The 16570-nt window shown below is 68.5% G+C and carries 19 protein-coding genes; 15 read left to right on the top strand and 4 right to left on the bottom strand.

Annotated elements, in window-relative coordinates; genetic code table 11:
• Positions 1-2: 2 nt before the first annotated feature.
• Positions 3-1139, bottom strand: coding sequence for a PilT/PilU family type 4a pilus ATPase (locus ACN9MV_RS29535; RefSeq protein ID WP_093057686.1), 1137 nt, complete (start codon positions 1137-1139; stop codon positions 3-5).
• 27 nt (positions 1140-1166) lie between these two features.
• On the bottom strand, positions 1167-2210 hold the full coding sequence (locus ACN9MV_RS29530) for a type IV pilus twitching motility protein PilT (RefSeq protein WP_007833310.1): 1044 nt from the start codon (positions 2208-2210) through the stop codon (positions 1167-1169).
• Between the two features lie 51 nt (positions 2211-2261).
• Between ACN9MV_RS29530 and ACN9MV_RS29525 the strand changes: the two genes are divergently transcribed.
• Entirely contained in the window at positions 2262-2963 is a 702-nt protein-coding gene (locus tag ACN9MV_RS29525) for a YggS family pyridoxal phosphate-dependent enzyme (RefSeq protein ID WP_426390597.1), read from the top strand.
• Positions 2964-2978: 15 nt separating this feature from the next.
• Here ACN9MV_RS29525 and ACN9MV_RS29520 read toward each other — a convergent pair whose 3' ends face one another.
• Together ACN9MV_RS29520 and ACN9MV_RS29515 are read right to left on the bottom strand one after the other, a co-directional pair.
• Positions 2979-3446 carry an Lrp/AsnC ligand binding domain-containing protein gene (locus tag ACN9MV_RS29520; protein ID WP_093057684.1) on the bottom strand — a complete coding sequence of 156 codons (468 nt, stop codon included), beginning with the start codon at positions 3444-3446 and terminating at the stop codon, positions 2979-2981.
• A 148-nt stretch (positions 3447-3594) separates the two neighbouring features.
• Positions 3595-4053 (bottom strand): hypothetical protein, encoded by a 459-nt coding sequence (locus tag ACN9MV_RS29515; protein WP_426390596.1) that lies wholly within the window; start codon positions 4051-4053, stop codon positions 3595-3597.
• Positions 4054-4294: 241 nt separating this feature from the next.
• Here ACN9MV_RS29515 and ACN9MV_RS29510 point away from each other — a divergent pair, with 241 nt between their 5' ends.
• From ACN9MV_RS29510 to ACN9MV_RS29445, 14 genes are all read left to right on the top strand, one after another.
• Positions 4295-5569 (top strand): Glu/Leu/Phe/Val family dehydrogenase, encoded by a 1275-nt coding sequence (locus ACN9MV_RS29510; RefSeq protein ID WP_426390595.1) that lies wholly within the window; start codon positions 4295-4297, stop codon positions 5567-5569.
• Between the two features lie 36 nt (positions 5570-5605).
• On the top strand, positions 5606-6259 hold the full coding sequence (locus ACN9MV_RS29505; RefSeq protein ID WP_426390594.1) for a nucleoside/nucleotide kinase family protein: 654 nt from the start codon (positions 5606-5608) through the stop codon (positions 6257-6259).
• A gap of 145 nt (positions 6260-6404) precedes the next feature.
• The gene (locus ACN9MV_RS29500) at positions 6405-7028 is read left to right on the top strand and encodes a DUF2242 domain-containing protein (RefSeq protein ID WP_426390593.1); all 624 of its coding nucleotides are present in this window, start codon (positions 6405-6407) and stop codon (positions 7026-7028) included.
• A gap of 42 nt (positions 7029-7070) precedes the next feature.
• Positions 7071-7544 (top strand): MarR family winged helix-turn-helix transcriptional regulator, encoded by a 474-nt coding sequence (locus tag ACN9MV_RS29495; protein ID WP_426390592.1) that lies wholly within the window; start codon positions 7071-7073, stop codon positions 7542-7544.
• Entirely contained in the window at positions 7541-8566 is a 1026-nt protein-coding gene (locus ACN9MV_RS29490) for an FUSC family protein (protein ID WP_426390591.1), read from the top strand. The genes ACN9MV_RS29495 and ACN9MV_RS29490 overlap by 4 nt, the downstream gene beginning before the upstream one ends.
• 38 nt (positions 8567-8604) lie before the next feature.
• The gene (locus ACN9MV_RS29485) at positions 8605-9123 is read left to right on the top strand and encodes an RDD family protein (RefSeq protein ID WP_093057677.1); all 519 of its coding nucleotides are present in this window, start codon (positions 8605-8607) and stop codon (positions 9121-9123) included.
• A 15-nt stretch (positions 9124-9138) separates the two neighbouring features.
• Positions 9139-9858, top strand: a complete 720-nt coding sequence (locus ACN9MV_RS29480) for an RDD family protein (RefSeq protein ID WP_093057676.1) — start codon at positions 9139-9141, stop codon at positions 9856-9858.
• Complete coding sequence (locus ACN9MV_RS29475; protein WP_426390590.1) at positions 9855-10847, top strand: stage II sporulation protein M; 993 nt, start codon at positions 9855-9857, stop codon at positions 10845-10847. The genes ACN9MV_RS29480 and ACN9MV_RS29475 overlap by 4 nt, the downstream gene beginning before the upstream one ends.
• Positions 10837-11568: a hypothetical protein gene (locus ACN9MV_RS29470; RefSeq protein WP_426390589.1), complete on the top strand. Its 732-nt coding sequence runs from the start codon at positions 10837-10839 to the stop codon at positions 11566-11568. The genes ACN9MV_RS29475 and ACN9MV_RS29470 overlap by 11 nt, the downstream gene beginning before the upstream one ends.
• Entirely contained in the window at positions 11555-12343 is a 789-nt protein-coding gene (locus ACN9MV_RS29465; protein WP_426390588.1) for a DUF4129 domain-containing protein, read from the top strand. Before ACN9MV_RS29470 ends, ACN9MV_RS29465 begins: the two co-directional genes overlap by 14 nt.
• Entirely contained in the window at positions 12340-13581 is a 1242-nt protein-coding gene (locus ACN9MV_RS29460) for a DUF4350 domain-containing protein (RefSeq protein ID WP_426390587.1), read from the top strand. Before ACN9MV_RS29465 ends, ACN9MV_RS29460 begins: the two co-directional genes overlap by 4 nt.
• Before the next feature lie 14 nt (positions 13582-13595).
• Positions 13596-14591: an AAA family ATPase gene (locus ACN9MV_RS29455; RefSeq protein WP_093078969.1), complete on the top strand. Its 996-nt coding sequence runs from the start codon at positions 13596-13598 to the stop codon at positions 14589-14591.
• 8 nt (positions 14592-14599) lie between these two features.
• Positions 14600-15964 carry a DUF58 domain-containing protein gene (locus ACN9MV_RS29450; protein WP_093078967.1) on the top strand — a complete coding sequence of 455 codons (1365 nt, stop codon included), beginning with the start codon at positions 14600-14602 and terminating at the stop codon, positions 15962-15964.
• A 46-nt stretch (positions 15965-16010) separates the two neighbouring features.
• Positions 16011-16562: a DUF805 domain-containing protein gene (locus ACN9MV_RS29445; RefSeq protein WP_093057670.1), complete on the top strand. Its 552-nt coding sequence runs from the start codon at positions 16011-16013 to the stop codon at positions 16560-16562.
• Positions 16563-16570 lie beyond the last annotated feature (8 nt).

Genomic DNA, 16570 nt, shown 5'->3' with positions numbered 1-16570 from the left:
GCTCAAACGATCGCGAAGTGCTCCGTGCCTGCAGCCAGGTCGGTGCTGCGCGCACGCTGGCTGTTCAGCTTGATCTGCAGCCGCAGGTCATTCGCCGAGTCCGCGTTGCGGATGGCATCTTCGAAGGTGATCGAGTGGCTTTCGAACAGGTCGAACAGCGCCTGGTCGAAAGTCTGCATGCCCAGGTTGCGGCTCTTGCGCATGATCTCCTTGATTTCGCCGACCTCGCCCTTGAAGATCAGGTCGGAAATCAGCGGCGTGTTCAGCAGCACTTCAACCGCGGCCACACGGCCCTGGCCGTCTTCGGTTGGCACCAGCCGCTGCGAGACCAGCGAACGCAGGTTCAGCGACAGGTCCATCAGCAGTTGCGCGCGGCGCTCTTCGGGGAAGAAGTTGATGATCCGGTCCAGCGCCTGGTTGGCGCTGTTGGCGTGCAGCGTGGCCATGCACAGGTGGCCGGTTTCGGCGAAGGCCACCGCATGCTCCATGGTCTCGCGGTCGCGGATTTCGCCCATCAGGATCACGTCTGGCGCCTGGCGCAGCGTGTTCTTCAGCGCGGCTTCCCAGCTGTCGGTGTCGATGCCCACTTCGCGCTGCGTCACCACGCAGTTCTTGTGCGGGTGCACGAACTCGACCGGGTCTTCCACCGTCACGATGTGGCCGTACGAATTTTCGTTGCGCCAGTCGATCATCGCGGCCAGCGTGGTCGACTTGCCCGAGCCCGTGGCGCCCACCATGATGGTGAGGCCGCGCTTGGTCATTGACACGTCTTTCAGAATCTGCGGCATGCCCAGGCCGTCGATGGTCGGCAGCTTGGCGGGAATGGTCCGCAGCACCATGCCGACCTTGCCCTGCTGCACGAAGGCGTTCACGCGGAAGCGGCCGATGCCGGTCGGCGAGATCGCGAAGTTGCATTCCTTGGTGCGCTCGAACTCCGCCGTCTGGCGGTCGTTCATGATCGAGCGCGTGAGCGCCAGCGTGTGCGACGCGCCCAGTGCCTGCTGCGACACCTTGGTGACCTTGCCGTCGACCTTGATGGCCGGCGGAAAGTCGGCGGTGATGAACAAGTCGCTGCCGTTGCGGCTCACCATGAGCTTGAGCAGGTCGTTGATGAACTGGCTGGCTTGATCGCGTTCCATGATGTCTGTGCTCCGAAGGGCTGTGGATCAGCCGGGGAAATTCTCGGGAATCTTCGCCTTGCCGCGGGCTTCTGCAGCCGAGATGGTATTGCGGCGCACCAGCTCTGTCAGGTTCTGGTCGAGCGTCTGCATGCCCGAGCCCTGGCCGGTCTGGATGGTGGAGTACATCTGCGCAACCTTGGCCTCGCGGATCAGGTTGCGGATGGCTGGCGTGCCCAGCATGATCTCGTGCGCCGCCACGCGGCCCTGGCCGTCCTTGGTCTTGCACAGCGTCTGCGAGATCACGGCCTGCAATGACTCCGACAGCATCGCGCGGATCATTTCCTTTTCCTCGCCGGGGAACACGTCGATGATCCGGTCGATGGTCTTGGCGGCCGACGACGTGTGCAGCGTGCCGAACACCAGGTGGCCCGTTTCGGCCGCGGTCATTGCGAGGCGGATGGTTTCGAGGTCGCGCAACTCGCCCACCAGGATGGCGTCCGGGTCTTCGCGCAGTGCGGAGCGCAGCGCGTTCGAGAACGACAGCGTCATCGGGCCCACTTCGCGCTGGTTGATCAGGCACTTCTTCGACTCGTGCACGAACTCGATCGGGTCTTCCACCGTGAGGATGTGGCCGTACTCGTTTTCGTTGAGGTAGTTGACCATCGCAGCCAGCGTGGTCGACTTGCCCGAGCCCGTGGGGCCCGTCACCAGCACCAGTCCGCGCGGCTTGAGCGCGAGTTCGCCGAAAATCTTCGGCGCGTTCAGCTGCTCCAGCGTCAGGATCTTCGAGGGAATGGTCCGGAACACCGCGGCCGCGCCGCGCGCCTGGTTGAAGGCATTCACACGGAAGCGCGCAAGGCCGTCGATCTCGAACGAGAAGTCGACCTCCAGGAACTCTTCGTAGTGCTTGCGGTGCGTGTCGCTCATGATGTCGTACACCATGGCGTGCACGCCCTTGTGATCGAGCGCGTCGACGTTGATGCGGCGCACGTCGCCGTTCACGCGGATCATGGGCGGCAGGCCTGCGGAAAGGTGCAGGTCGGAGGCTTTGTTCTTGACGCTGAACGCCAGCAATTGGGTGATGTCCACGGGGCTCCTCGGCTCGAGTTCGGTGACGTTTTGATACGATTTTGGACGATTATGACGATGATTGGCGACGACCTCCAGCAAGTAAACAGCCGGATCGCAAAGGCATGTGTAACGGCCGGCCGCGACCCGGGTGAGGTGCGGCTGCTGGCGGTGTCAAAGACCTTCGGGCCGGAGGCGGTGCGCGAGGCGCATGCGGCGGGCCAGTCGGCCTTCGGCGAGAACTACGTGCAGGAGGGTCTGGACAAGATCGAAGCCCTCGCCGATCTGCGCGCCACCCTCGAATGGCACTGCATCGGCCCTCTGCAAAGCAACAAGACGCGGCCCGTGGCCGAGCACTTCGACTGGGTCCACAGCATCGACCGGCTGAAGATTGCCGAGCGCCTGTCGGCCCAGCGGCCGACTCAGCTGCCGCCGCTCAATGTATGCCTTCAGGTTAATGTGGACGGCGGCGCCAACAAGTCCGGCGTGCCGCCTGAAGAGGCACTGGCGCTGGCACGCGCTGTGGCGGCTTTGCCACAGCTGTGGCTGCGCGGGCTCATGGCGATCCCCGAACCGGCGGCGGACTTCGAGGCGCAGCGCGCGTTGTGCCTGCGCGCGCATGCGGTGTACCAGTCGATTCGCGACGCGGGCATCGAACTCGACACGCTGTCGCTCGGCATGAGCGCCGATCTTGAAGCGGCGATCAGCGCAGGCAGCACGATGGTGCGTGTCGGCACGGCGATCTTCGGTGGGCGGGCACGCAAGCCCGCCTGAGGTCAGCTGGCGCGCTCACACCCCCAGCGGGAGGCGCGCGCTGCTCTTCACTTCTTCCATCACCGCATAAGTCCGCGTCTCGCGCACGCCGGGCAATTGCCACAGCACGGTGCCCGCGAACTCACGATAGGCGGCCATGTCGGCCATGCGGGTCTTGAGCAAATAGTCGAAGCCGCCCGCGACCATGTGGCATTCCATGATCTCGTCGCGCACCTGCACGGCCGCCTTGAACTGGTCGAACACATTGGGCGTGGTGCGGTCGAGCAGCACCTCGACGAAGACGGTGAAACCGCGGCCCAGCTTGTGCGGATCGAGGCGAGCCTCGTAGCCCAGGATGAAGCCGTCGCGCGTGAGCCGCTGCACCCGCGCCAGCACCGCGGTGGGTGAGAGCGCCACTGCCTCGGCCAGCTTGAGGTTGGTGATGCGGCCGTCCTCCTGAAGGATCTTCAGCAGCCGGAGATCGATGCGGTCCAGGTCGAGCATCAGAAGATTATCCGGCCAGAACGCTGATTGCTGGCGGAAGATGCGGCCTATGACCGCCGACCATAGGAGATAGAACCAAGGCGCTGGCGGTGGTCTACCCTGGCCTACCCAGGGCGCCGCCGCGCGCCGTCAGCTCTTTCGCGCGCTCTCAGCGAACCTGGGTCTGCGACTGCGCCGCCGCCTGCTGGTCCTTGAGTTGGTCAACCAGCGCGCCGTACGCAGGGCTCGCGCGCAGCTTGGCGTATTCGGCCGCGGCCTGGCGGTAGCCGGGCTTCGTCATATCGGCGCCGGCTTCTCCGCTCTGCTGGGCCGCCAGGCCCGACTGGATCCATAGCCGCGTGTCGGCCGCCACCGCGGCGCGGGTGTTGGCCGAGACTGCGACTGCTCCCTGCTGATAGCTGCTGGTGTAGCCCTGCGTGGGTGCGGTCTTCAGCCACTGCACTGCGTCGGCGGTCACCGCGGAGCGCGTCGTCGACGAGGTCAGCGGCACGGGACGCGGATCGCCCTCGGCGTAGTTGCCGGCGAAGCTCGGCGCTGCGATCACGCCCAGCAGGGCGGCGAGGGTGGCGGTGCCGAGCAGTCGGGTGGCGGAAGCTTGCTTGTTCATTCGGGACTCCTTGAGGGTGGTTGGGTTGCCTTGGTTGGTGAAGCCAACTCTACGAAGCGCATCCGCGGGGTCGATAACCCGTAGATGACGTTTCTGTCAGGTACATCGATGCGATGTGCCGCCCGGGGCTGCGAAACCAAACCTCTCTTGCATAACCGCCAGCGCGGCGCGCATAAGCCATGGCGCGACGCGCGGGAGAGGTCTATCGTTGCGGCCACCCGTTTAAACCAAGGGATCTCTCATGAGCGAAAAACTCTCCTTCGTCAATCCGACCGCGAACAGCCCGTGGGGCACCTATCTCTCGCAGGTCGACCGCGTCGTGCCGTACCTCGGCCCGCTGGCCCGCTGGGTCGAAACCTTGAAGCGCCCCAAGCGCGCGCTGATCGTCGACGTGCCGATCGAGATGGACGACGGCACCATCGCCCACTTCGAGGGCTACCGCGTGCAGCACAACATGAGCCGCGGCCCCGGCAAGGGCGGCGTGCGCTTCCACCCCGACGTCACGCTCGAAGAAGTGATGGCGCTGTCGGCCTGGATGACCATCAAGACCGCGGCCGTCAACCTGCCGTACGGCGGCGCCAAGGGCGGCATCCGCGTCGACCCCAAGAAGCTGTCGCTGCAGGAGCTGGAAAAGATCACCCGCCGCTACACCAGCGAGATCGGCATCATCATCGGCCCGCACACCGACATCCCCGCGCCCGACGTCAACACCAACGGCCAGATCATGGCGTGGATGATGGACACCTACTCGATGAACGTCGGCGGCACCGCCACCGGCGTCGTTACCGGCAAGCCGCTGCACCTGGGCGGCTCGCTGGGCCGCGTCAAGGCCACGGGCCGCGGCGTGTTCGTCACCGGCCGCGAAGCCGCTCGCCGCCTGGGCATGGACCTGCGCGGTGCGCGCATCGCCGTGCAGGGCTTCGGCAACGTGGGCTCGGTCGCGGCTGAACTGTTCGCGGAAGCCGGCGCCAAGATCGTCGCGGTGCAGGACCACACCGGCACCATCGTCAACACCAACGGCCTCGACCTGGCCAAGCTGATCCCGGTGGCCAACAAGGACGGCGTAATCGCCTTCAAGGCCGGCGGCGACATCGTGCCGAACGAAGACTTCTGGAACGTCGCCTGCGACATCCTGATCCCGGCCGCACTCGAAGGCCAGATCACCGCCGAGCGCGCACAGAAGACTACCGCCAAGCTGGTGCTCGAAGGCGCCAACGGCCCCACGGTGCCGACCGCCGACGACATCCTCGCCGAGCGCGGCGTGCTGGTCGTGCCCGACGTGATCTGCAACGCCGGCGGCGTGACCGTGAGCTACTTCGAATGGGTGCAGGACTTCTCGTCCTTCTTCTGGGACGAAGACGAGATCAACGTGCGCCTCGACCGCATCATGATGAATGCGCTCAACCAGATCTGGGACACGGCGGACAAGCACAAGATCACGCTGCGCACGGCGACGTATGCGGTGGCTTGCGAGCGCATCCTGATGGCTCGTCAAGAACGCGGCCTGTACCCCTGATGATTTCTTGACGCTCGGGGACGGTACGCTCGGGGGATGAGCACCATCCCCGCGCAGAAACTTCCTCCTCTCCCAGCGGACAGCGCCGCCCGCCTGCAGGCCCTGATGGCCGGCGGGCAGCGCAAGCTGCTGGGGCTGGTCGGCGCACCCGGCGCGGGCAAGTCCACGCTCGCGGCGGCGCTGCTCCAGTCGGTGGGTGCAGATCGCGCCCAGGTCGTCCCCATGGACGGCTTTCACCTCGCCAACGTCGAGCTGCAACGGCTCGGCCGCTCCGGCCGCAAGGGCGCGCCCGATACCTTCGACAGCGCCGGCTATGTCGCGCTGCTGCAGCGCCTGCGCGAGCAGCGGCCCGATGGCGACATCGTCTACGCTCCCGAATTCCGCCGCGAGATCGAGGAGCCGATTGCCGGCGCCATCGCCGTACTGCCCACGACGCAGCTTGTCATCTCCGAAGGCAACTACCTGCTGCACGACGTCGGCCCGTGGGCTGGCGCGGCGGCGATGTTCGACGAGGTCTGGTACGTGGACATCGACGATGCGGTGCGTGAGGAGCGCCTGGTGCGGCGCCACCAGCAGTTCGGTCGCAGCGCCGAGGAGGCGAGCGCCTGGGTGGCGAGCACCGATGCGCCCAATGCGCGGCTGATCGCGGCGACGCGGGCGCGCGCGCATCACGTGCTGCCCTGGTCCTGAAAATCTCGCGTGGCAGGGAACGCTGGCGCGCGGGCGCGCTCGAAGCCTTGCCGGCAAGGCGCCGGTTAGCATTCGCCGCTCCATGCCGTCCATGCACCTCACTTCTTTCCCAGTTGTTCGCGCCCGGGTTCTCGTACTCGGCCTGTTGTCCGCCCTTGTACTTGCCGGCTGCGGCAGCACATCGCGCCGCGTGAATTACGAGCCCGAAGCCTTCGGCTCGACCACCACCCATACCCGCGACTACGAGGCCACCGAGGCCCAGACCTGCGAGGCCGCGCGCCGCGCGCTGCTGAGCCAGGGCTACATGATCACGGCGGCCAACGCCGATCTCGTGACCGGGCGCAAGAGCTTCCAGCCGGCGGCCGAGGTGCATGTCGAGGTCGAGTTCCGCGTGGTCTGCGCGCGCGAGAGCACAAGAAGCGGCAAGGCCAGCAAGAGCACCGTGGCTTTTGCGACCGCGCTGCAGGACCGCTACGGCATCAAGAAGGTGAACAACTCGGCCAGCCTGGGCGTGGGCGCGATCGGCTCGCTTTCGCTGCCGTTCTCGGGCAGCGACGACGCGATGGTGAAGGTCGCGAGCGAGACGCTGACCGACGAGCGCTTCTACGACCGCTTCTTCGCGCTGCTCGACCGTTTCCTCGAAGGCCCGGAAGCGGAGGACGAAGCCGGGACGCCCGCGGAAACAACGCCGGTCGCCTCGCCGCCTGCTCCCGCCGCTGCCCAGCCCGCCGTCACCTATCCGGTGAACTCGTCGCCGAACCGGGGCTGACGCCGGGCTCCAAAGTACCAAGATTCGTCTTACAATCTGGGCATGGCTTCCACCATCCCGGATCCGGCGCAATGCGCCTCGCGCCTTCGCACCTCGGTGTCGCAGCTGACGCGCCAGTTGCGCAGCGGCAGCGCCGCGCCTGATGGCCCCAGCGTGGCCAAGCTCAGCGTGCTCGGCCAGTTGCATCGGCATGGGCCGTGCACGCCCACCACGCTGGCAGGGCTCGAACGCGTCAAGCTCCAGTCGCTGACCCGGCTACTGGCCGAGCTGGAAGCCGAAGGCTGGATCGGCCGCACGCCGCACCCGACCGATGGGCGCCAATGGCTGCTGTCTCTCACGGCCGAGGGCATACGCCGTCTGAAGGCGCTCATGCGTTCGCGCGAGGCGGCATTGGCCGAAGCGATCGGCGCCACGCTCGATGCCGATCAGCGCGCCTTGCTGCTGCAGGCCTGCGGGCTGATCGACGGCATCGCCGCCGCGCTGGAAGGCGGCGATCCACCGGCGCCAGGGGCATGAACGGCGCTCCGGCCCTGCAACGCCTGACGGGACCGTGGCGCCACGGCCGCTGGCGTCCCGGCGTACAACTGGCAGCGGCGGTGGCCATCGCCTGGGGCGTCGCCACCGCGTTGCACCTGCCCGAAAGTTTCTGGGCGGTGATGAGCGTGCTGATCGTCATGCGCCCGAGCGCCGGCTCCACGCTCGATGCCGGATGGAACCGCGTGAGCGGCACGGCCGCCGGCGCGCTGTGCGGCCTGGCCGGCGTCTATCTGCAGCACCACGGCGCGCCGATGCTGGCGACCACGCTGGCCGTCGTCATGTTGCTGGCGTTTGCCAGCGCGGCTGCGCCGGGCTTGCGCAGCGCACCGGTGGCCGCGTTGATCATCCTGTCGGCCGGCGGTATTCCCGGCCATTCGGCGCTGCAGGTTGCGCTGCTGCGCATGGCGCAGATCGGCATCGGCGTGGGAGTGGCGCTGGCGGTTTCGACGCTCGTGTCCGAGTACCACGCGGGCGCGCGTTTCGACGAGGGCTGCGCCGCGTTGCTGCACGGCATCGCGAAACGCATGGCCGCTGCGCGAAGGCCTGCCGGTGCCGAGGCGGAGCGCATTCACGCGGGCACGCGCGCGTCGCTGGGCCGGCTGGCCGTGCTGGCCGGCGGCGCTGACCTGGAGGCGCGGTGGTGGCGCCGCGGCACCGCCGGGGGGCACAGCGCCTATCGCGACAAGGCCCGGCTGGCGGCGCGCATCTTCCAGGACGCCGTGGTGCTGGATCGCGTGTTCCGGCAGATGCAGGGCGCGCAGGCCGACGCCGCATGGCGCGAAGCGGCGCAGGCTGCCGGTGCCGCAGTCGCCGGCATGGCCGATGCGCTCGCGGGCAAGGGCGCGCCACCGGACCTCGATGGGCTCGACCGCTGCGCGCAGGCGTCGCAAGGCTCCCCGTCGAATGCACTCCTGGCCGCACCCCTGAGCCTGCTGCTGGACGACCTGCGCAACCTGCAGAGTGCCCTTGTTCGCCCACTGCCGGAGCAGCCCACCCACTAGAATCTTCCGAAAATCAATCGTTTCGGAGAGGGACGGGCATGGAAGATCAGTCGCAGGACGCGCGCTACGCGCCTCCGCAATCCCATGTAGAGGACGTGCTGCAGCCGGGCCAGACGCAGCCCGGCGAACTCGCAACGCGCGGCACGCGGTTTCTGGCCGCGATGCTCGACGCCGGCATCTCCATCGCCGTGATATGGCTCCTGGCGAAGTTCACGCCCATCAACCTCTGGGAGGACGACGGCCTCGGACTCTGGGAGCCACGCATCTCCAGCGCGGCCTCCGGCATCGTTCTCTACCTCGTTCTGCACGGCTATCTGCTGGCCACTCGCGGCCAGACCATCGGCAAGGCGCTGTTCAAGATCCGCATTGCCCGGCCCGACGGTTCGCGGGCGCAGATCGGACGCATCCTGGCCCTGCGCGACGGCCCGGCGTTCTTCACGACCATCTGGCCGTTGCTCGGGCCGATCTACGTGCTGATCGACAGCCTCTTCATCTTCCGTGCGTCGCGCCGCTGCCTGCACGACCAGATCGCCGACACCGTCGTGTTGCAGGCCTGAGCGAGCGCTTCGCCAGTGCGCCTCGACACGCTCTACACCGCCGAGACCCCGGAAGGCATCGCGCTCTCGCTGCGCCCGGCCGGCCTGGTCGCGCGCGGGCTGGCGTATCTCATCGACTTCGCGATCCGGCTCGGCATCTTCACCGTGATCTCCATCGCCGTCGGCATGATGGGCAAGATGGGCTTCGGCATCCTGCTCATCAGCTACTTCTGCCTCGAGTGGCTCTACCCCGTGATCTTCGAACTCACGCGCGCGGCGGCCACGCCCGGCAAGCGCGTGATGGGGCTGCGCGTGGTGATGGACTCGGGCCTGCCCGTGACGCCTGCCGCCGCGCTCACCCGCAACCTGCTGCGCGCGGCCGACTTCGTGCCGGCCTTCTACGGCGCGGGCATCGTGTCGATGCTGTGGCGGCGCGACAGCAAGCGGCTGGGTGACCTGGCCGCCGGCACGCTGGTGGTGTTCAGCGACCATGTGAGCCTGCACGGCGAGGTGCCCGCGGCCGAACCGCAGGCCCCCGCGCGGCCGCTGTCGGCGCGCGAGCAGATGGCCATCGTCTCGTGGGCCGGTCGCGCGACGCGCCTGACCCCCGAGCGCTTCGACGAACTCGCCCGCGTCGCCGAACCAGTGCTGGGCCCCGACACTTCCGGCGCCTCCGCGTCGCAACGCCTGCTGGGCGTTGCGCAGTGGGTGCTGGGCCGCCGCGCCGGCGCCGATGCGCGAGGAGGCGGGCGATGACGCCACTCGATTTCGAAGCCGCCTACGCGCCGCTGTGGACCGAGCTCGAAGCCGTCATCCGCGTGGCCGAGACCAAGCGCAAGTTCGACGGCGCGCGGCTCGCCACGCTGTACCGCCGCGTGTGCGAGCACCTGGCGCTGGCGCAGGCGCGCGCCTACCCCATTCACCTCACCCAGCGACTCGAAAGCCTGACCCAGAGCGCGCACCGGTTGATCTACCGGCAGCACGACTACGGCCTGGCACGCTTCGCCCGGCTCGCGCTGGTCGATTTTCCCGAGGCGGTGCGGGCGCACCGCGTCTACCTGCTGGTGTCCGCGCTGATGTTCGTGCTGCCCTTGCTGGCGGCGGGCTGGGCGGCCTACCGCGACCCGGGCTTCATCCTGCACCTGCTCGACGCCAGCGCCGTGCAGCAGTTCGATTCCATGTACAGCGACAGTGCCGAGTCGCTGGGCCGCACGCGCAGCGCGGGCGACGACTGGCAGATGTTCGGCTTCTACATCATGCACAACATCGGCATCGGCTTTCGCTGCTTCGCGGCCGGCATATTCGCCGGCGTGGGGAGTGCCGCGGTGGTGGTGTTCAACGGCGTGCAGATCGGCGCGGTCGGCGGCTACCTGATCGCGGCGGGGCACGCCGAGAACTTCTGCTCCTTCGTCATCACGCACTCGGCCTTCGAGCTCACGGCCATCGTGCTGGCGGGCGCGGCCGGCCTGCGGCTCGGCTATGCGTGGGTCGGGCCCGGCCGTTACACGCGGCTCGAGTCGCTGCGGCTGGCCGCGCGCCATGCCGTGGTGATCGTCTACGGCGTCATCGGGCTGCTGCTGATCGCCGCTGCGATCGAGGCCTTCTGGTCGTCGGCGCGCTGGATCGCGCCGGCCGTGAAGTACGGCGTGGGCGGCGCCTGCTGGGTGCTGGTGCTGGCGTACCTGGGCTGGCAGGGCCGGCCGCGCGCCGCTGCTGCTGCAAAGGCTGAAGACCGTGCAGGTTGACGGCCTCGCCATCGCGCTGCGGCCACGGCCCATGGCCGAGGCTGCGGATCTGGGCGCCCAGCTGGTGCGCAGCCATGCGCGCTCGGTGTGGCGCACCTTCCTGCCGGTGTACGTCGTGACCGTGCTGCTGGCGCTCTGCACGGTCGAGATCGCCGGCTGGCTGCCCAGCCTGCTGATCTTCTGGCTCAAGCCCTGGTTCGACCGCAGCCTGCTGTTCGTTCACTCGCGCGCGGTGTTCGGGCAGGAGACGCGCTGGGCCGACCTCTGGCAAAACCGCCGCGCAGTGTGGGGCGGGCAACTGCTGCGCACGCTGCTGTGGCGGCGGTTTTCGCCCTGGCGTTCGTTCACCCAGGCTATCGACCAGCTCGAAGGCCAGCGCGGAAGCGCCCGGCGCAAGCGGCGCACCCAGTTGCTGCGCGGACGGCGCGGCGCGGCCACGGGCATGCAGATGGTGTTCGCCAACGTGGAGATGGCGCTTGATATCTGCCTGCTGTCGTTGCTGTTCTGGTTCGCGCCGGAGGGCAGCGCGAAGGATCTGTTCGGTTGGCTCACGCAGTCGGACGTTCCGCTGCAGAGCCTGCTGACGGCGGGGGCCTATGCGCTCGTTGTCGGCGTGCTGGAGCCGTTCTACGTGGCGGCCGGTTTTGCGATGTACCTCAACCGCCGGGTAGAGCTCGAAGCGTGGGACATCGAGCAGGAGTTCCGCCGTGGGTTCCGCTGACACCTCCAGGCTTTGCGCACTTCGTATCGCGGCGGCTGTGTTGGCTGTGTGCGCCATCGTCGCGATGACGCCGCCGGCAGTCGCTGCCGAGGCCCCGACCCGCGAACAGGTGAAGACCGCAGTCGACAAGGTCCGCGCCGATCCGAACATGCCCGGCACCAAGACCGAAAGAAAGCTGCGCTTCAAGGAACGCGACGACGAAGAGGAAGACGAACCCGAGAAGAAGACCGACAGCCTCGACTGGCTGCGCGATTTCATCAGGTCGGTGGCCGAGGGCGCGCGCTGGCTCATCTGGGGGCTGGGCGCGCTGGCGCTGGCCTGGCTGGTGGTTCGCCTGCGCCGCTGGATGCAGGTGCGTGCCGGCGGTGCGCGGCCCGGCAAGGAACTGCTGCCCAGCCATGTCGGCAGCCTCGACATCCGGCCCGAAAGCCTGCCCGACGACATCGGCAACGCCGCGGCCGCACTCTGGCAGCGCGGCCAGCACCGGCCCGCACTGTCGCTGCTGTACCGCGGCGCGCTGTCCCGCCTCGTGCACGCGCATGAAGTGCCGGTGCGAGCCGCGAGCACCGAGGGCGAATGCATGCTGCTCTCCGCGACCCGGCTGGCGCCCGATGCGCAGGCCTTCTTCGTGCGACTGGTCGGTGTCTGGCAGCTGGGGGCGTACGGCGGTCGGCTGCCTTCCACCGCGCAGGTGCTGGCGGTCTGCGGCGAGTTCGATCGGCATCTTTCCGCCGCCGTGCCGGCCGTCGCCGATCTGAAGGGCGCCGTCGCATGAATGCCTGGCTGGTTCGCATCGGCTCGGTGCTCGTGCTGGCGGCAATCGGCTTCTGGCTGGTCTCCGCCACCGAATGGGCCGACACCGAAATACCGACGCCCGCGAGCGGCGAGGCCAAGAAGAATTCGTTCTACGGCGCGCAGGTGATGCTGCGCGAGCTCGGCGTCCAGGTGGTCAAGCACGACAGCCTCGACACCATGCCCCCCGCGCAGGCACGGCTGGTGCTCGCCTCCAGCCACTGGGACATGTTCCCCGAGCGCGAACAGCGCCTGCGCCAATGGGTCGAGCAGGGCGGGCACCTCGTGATGCCCAGCCACCTCGTCAACAGCGACCTGCTGGAAGGCTGGATCCCGCTGGTCCGCGAAAAGCCGCCCGCCGGGGACGAGAAGAAAGAGTCGAAGGAGCCGTCCGGACCCAGGAAGCGACTGCCCAAGTCGCAATTTGCCGAACCCGCCAAGGACGCGGATTGCCATGCGGTGACCGAGCCCGAAAACGTGCCAGCGAGCTTCACAGGTGGCCGCAGCTTCCGCATCTGCACCTGGTGGTCGCCAGCGCGCTACCGGACCGCCGACAAGCAGCCGCCGCCCCTGTGGACCGTGCTCGGCGCGAAAGGCACCGAAGCGATCCGCGTGCAGGTCGGCCGCGGCACCGTCACCGTGATGCCCTGGGGCCTGTGGCACAACGCGAGCCTGACGCGCGGCGACAACGCGCTGTTCGCCGTTGCCGCGGTGCAGGCGCGCAGCGGCGCCGAAGTCTGGTTCGTTGCCGAGGAAACGCGCGAACCCTTCCTGCGCTGGATCTGGAACAAGGGCTGGGCGGCCCTGCTCGTGGGCCTGCTGGCGCTGGCTGTTGCGCTTTGGCGAGCGGCCGTGCGCTTCGGGCCGCTGGCGCCCTCGGCCGGCACGCATCGGCGTTCCATGGCCGAGCAGGTGCGCGGCACCGCCGGCTTCCTGCACATGCACGGCGCCGACGCGCTGCACGCCGCGCAGCTGCGCGCGCTGAACGAATCCGCCGGCCGCCAGCTGCGCGGCTATGCGCGCCGCGATGCCGCCGCGCGCGCCGCCGCCATCGCGCAGGCCACCGGGCTGGAGGCGGCCATGCTCGTTCGGGCGATGGGCGAGCGGGCCCGCCATGCCGGCGCCATGTCGGTCGACCTGGAGGTGCTGGAAACCGCGCGCCGGCGGCTCGACGCCCACGGGCCGTTCATGCCTTCACCTTCTTCTTCATCCACATCCTGAACCGAGAGACGCTCATGCAAGCCATCCAACCCGAAGAACTGACGCGTGCGGCCCAGTGGCTGCAGACGCTGCGCGCCGAGGTCGGCCAGGCCGTGGTCGGCCAGCTCGAGGCGGTCGACCAGACGCTGATTGCGCTGGTCGCTTCGGGCCACGTGCTGATCGAAGGCGTGCCGGGGCTCGGCAAGACCCTGCTTGCCCGGGCGCTGGCGCAGGCCATGACGCTGCGCTATGCGCGCGTGCAGTTCACCCCCGACCTGATGCCCTCGGACATCACGGGCCACGCGGTGCTCGACCTCGCCGCGCGCGGCGAGAGCAGCCTCGGCACGCTACGCGTGCACCAGGGCCCGGTGTTCACCAACCTTCTGTTGGCCGACGAAATCAACCGCGCGCCGGCCAAGACCCAGAGCGCGCTGCTCGAAGTCATGCAGGAGTACCAGGTCACGCTCGAAGGCACGGCCATGCCGCTGCCGCGCCCGTTCATGGTGATGGCCACGCAGAACCCGATCGACACCGAAGGCACCTACCCGCTTCCGGAGGCACAGCTCGACCGCTTCCTGCTGAAGATCGACATCGGCTTTCCGAGCCACAGCGAAGAGAACGCCATCGTGCAGCTGACCACGCGCCAGCGTGCCGGCAACCAGTTTCCGCTCGAGGCCGTGCGCCCCTGCCTCGACGAGGCGCAGGTGCTCGAACTGCAGCGGCTGGCCTGCCTGGTGCAGGCCGACGAGCGCGTGATCGACTACGCGGTGCGCATCGCGCGCGCCACGCGCGACTGGCCGGGGCTCTCGTCCGGCGCCGGGCCGCGCGGCACCATGGCCCTGGTGCGCGCCGCCCGCGCCGCCGCGCTGATGGCCGGGCGCGACTTCATCACGCCCGACGACGTGGCGCGCCAGGCGCTGCCCGCACTGCGGCACCGCGTGATGATCTCGCCCGACGCGCAGCTCGAAGGCCTGGGCGTCGACACCCTGCTGCGCGCCGCCCGCGACAGCGTAGAGGCACCAAGGCTCTAGGCCCGCGGATGCGCGCTGCTGTTCCGATCCCCGCGCGTGCGGCCGTGCTGGCGCTGGCCGGCCTGACCGTGGCCGCGTCCGTGGCGCTGCTGCTGGGCGTGCCGGTGGGCTACGTCGCCATCGCGGCGGGCGTGCTGCTTGCGCTGGGGCTCGTGCTGGCGGGCGTCGATCTCTGGCAGAGCCTGCGCCTGTGGCGCGCCGCGCCGTTGCGCATCGAGCGCAGCCTGCCCGGCGCGTTTTCGCTCGGCGTGCCCACGGTGCTCACGCTCACGCTAGTGAACGAAGGCGCGCAGGCCTGGCAGGTGTCGGTGTTCGACGAGCTCGATGCCCACTTCACCTTCGAGGGCCTGCCGCAGACCGTCGCCGTGCCGGCGCTCTCGCAGGTTGCGCTGCGCTACACCGCCACTGCAACGCAGCGCGGCGTCGCGCAATTCGGCGCCACCCAGCTGCGCTGGCGCACCCGCTTCGGCTGCTTCGACATGCGCCAGACGCTGGGCGAACCGCGTCGGCTGCGCGTGTATCCCAACTTCGCCGCGCTGGCGCGCTACGCGTGGCTGTCGGGCGACCGGCGGCTGGCGCAGATCGGCATCAAGACCTATGCGCAGCGCGGGCTAGGCACCGACTTTCGTCAACTTTCTGACTACAAGACCGGCGACTCGCTGCGCCACATCGACTGGAAGGCCACGCAGCGCCAGCGCCGACCCATCGTGCGCGAGTTCCAGGACGACCGCGACCAGTGCGTGCTGTTCCTGCTCGACTGCGGCCGCCGCATGCGCGCCGACGAAGGCGCGCTGGCGCTGAAGGCCAACAGCCACTTCGATGAGGCGCTCAATGCGCTGATGCTGCTGAGCTACGTGGCGCTGAAAGAGGGCGACGAAGTCGGCGCCATGACTTTCGGCTGCCCCGCCGAAGAGCGGCGCGACTTCGCACCGCGCAAGGGCACCGCCACCCTCAACGCGCTGATGAACCGGCTGCACGACATCCAGCCCGGCGCCACCCATTCGGACTACCTCCTGGCCGCGCAGGAAATGCTGCGCGTGCAGAAACGGCGCGCACTGGTCATCGTGCTGACCAACTTCCGCGACGAGGACGCGGCCGAGTTGCGCCCCGCGATCAAGCTGCTGCGCCGCAAGCACCTCGTGCTGGTCGCGAGCCTGCGCGAGCGGGTGCTCGGCCGCATCGCCAGCCAGCCGCTGGTGCATGCGCGCGACGCCGTCGATGTTGCGGCGGCGCATCTGTTCGAGCAGTCGCGCCGCGATGCTTTTGCGCGGGTGGTCGGCAACGATCCGCTCTCGGTAGACGTGGAGCCGGCCGACCTCGCGGTGGCGTTGGTGAACCGCTATCACGCCGTCAAAAGGGCTGGTCTTTTGTAAAGGTCTTTGCCCAAAATGTGAACTTCACAACAGAGGAGAGAAGTACATGACAGAGATGACCAATCCCTACGCTGCGCCCCGCGCCACGGTGGCCGACGTATACGAGGGCGATGCGGGCGTCCAGCCCGTGAAGCTGTGGTCCGCCAAGGGCCGCATCGGGCGGGCGCGCTTCCTGGCGTACACGATGTTTTCGTACATCATCTTCATCGTCGCGGCCACCTTGCTGGGTTTCATTCTCGGCATCGCCGGCCTCGGGCGTTCCGAGGGGCTGATCGTGGCGCTGACCTTCCTGCTCGCGATTCCGTATTTCGTCTTCTACGTGCTCACGGGCATCCAGCGCTCGCACGACATGGACTGGTCGGGCTGGATGCTGTTCCTGGCGCTGATCCCGCTGGTCGCGCTGATCTGGATCTTCAAGTCGGGCACCAAGGGCAGCAACCGCTTCGGCGCGCCGCCGCCGCCCAACACCACTGGCGTGCTGATCGGCGCATGGCTGCTGCCCGTCATCGTGGGGCTCGGCATCGTCGCGGCCATCGCGCTGCCGGCCTACCAGGGCTACGTGACGCGGGCCAAGGCCGCGCAGGTCGAGCGCCCCTGACCTGAAGA

Origin of the sequence: Variovorax sp. R-27 (assembly GCF_049913215.1) — a bacterium.
Lineage (GTDB): Bacteria > Pseudomonadota > Gammaproteobacteria > Burkholderiales > Burkholderiaceae_C > Variovorax.
The sequence above is the reverse complement of the archived record's forward strand: the minus strand, read 5'-3'. Positions and strand labels throughout refer to the sequence as shown.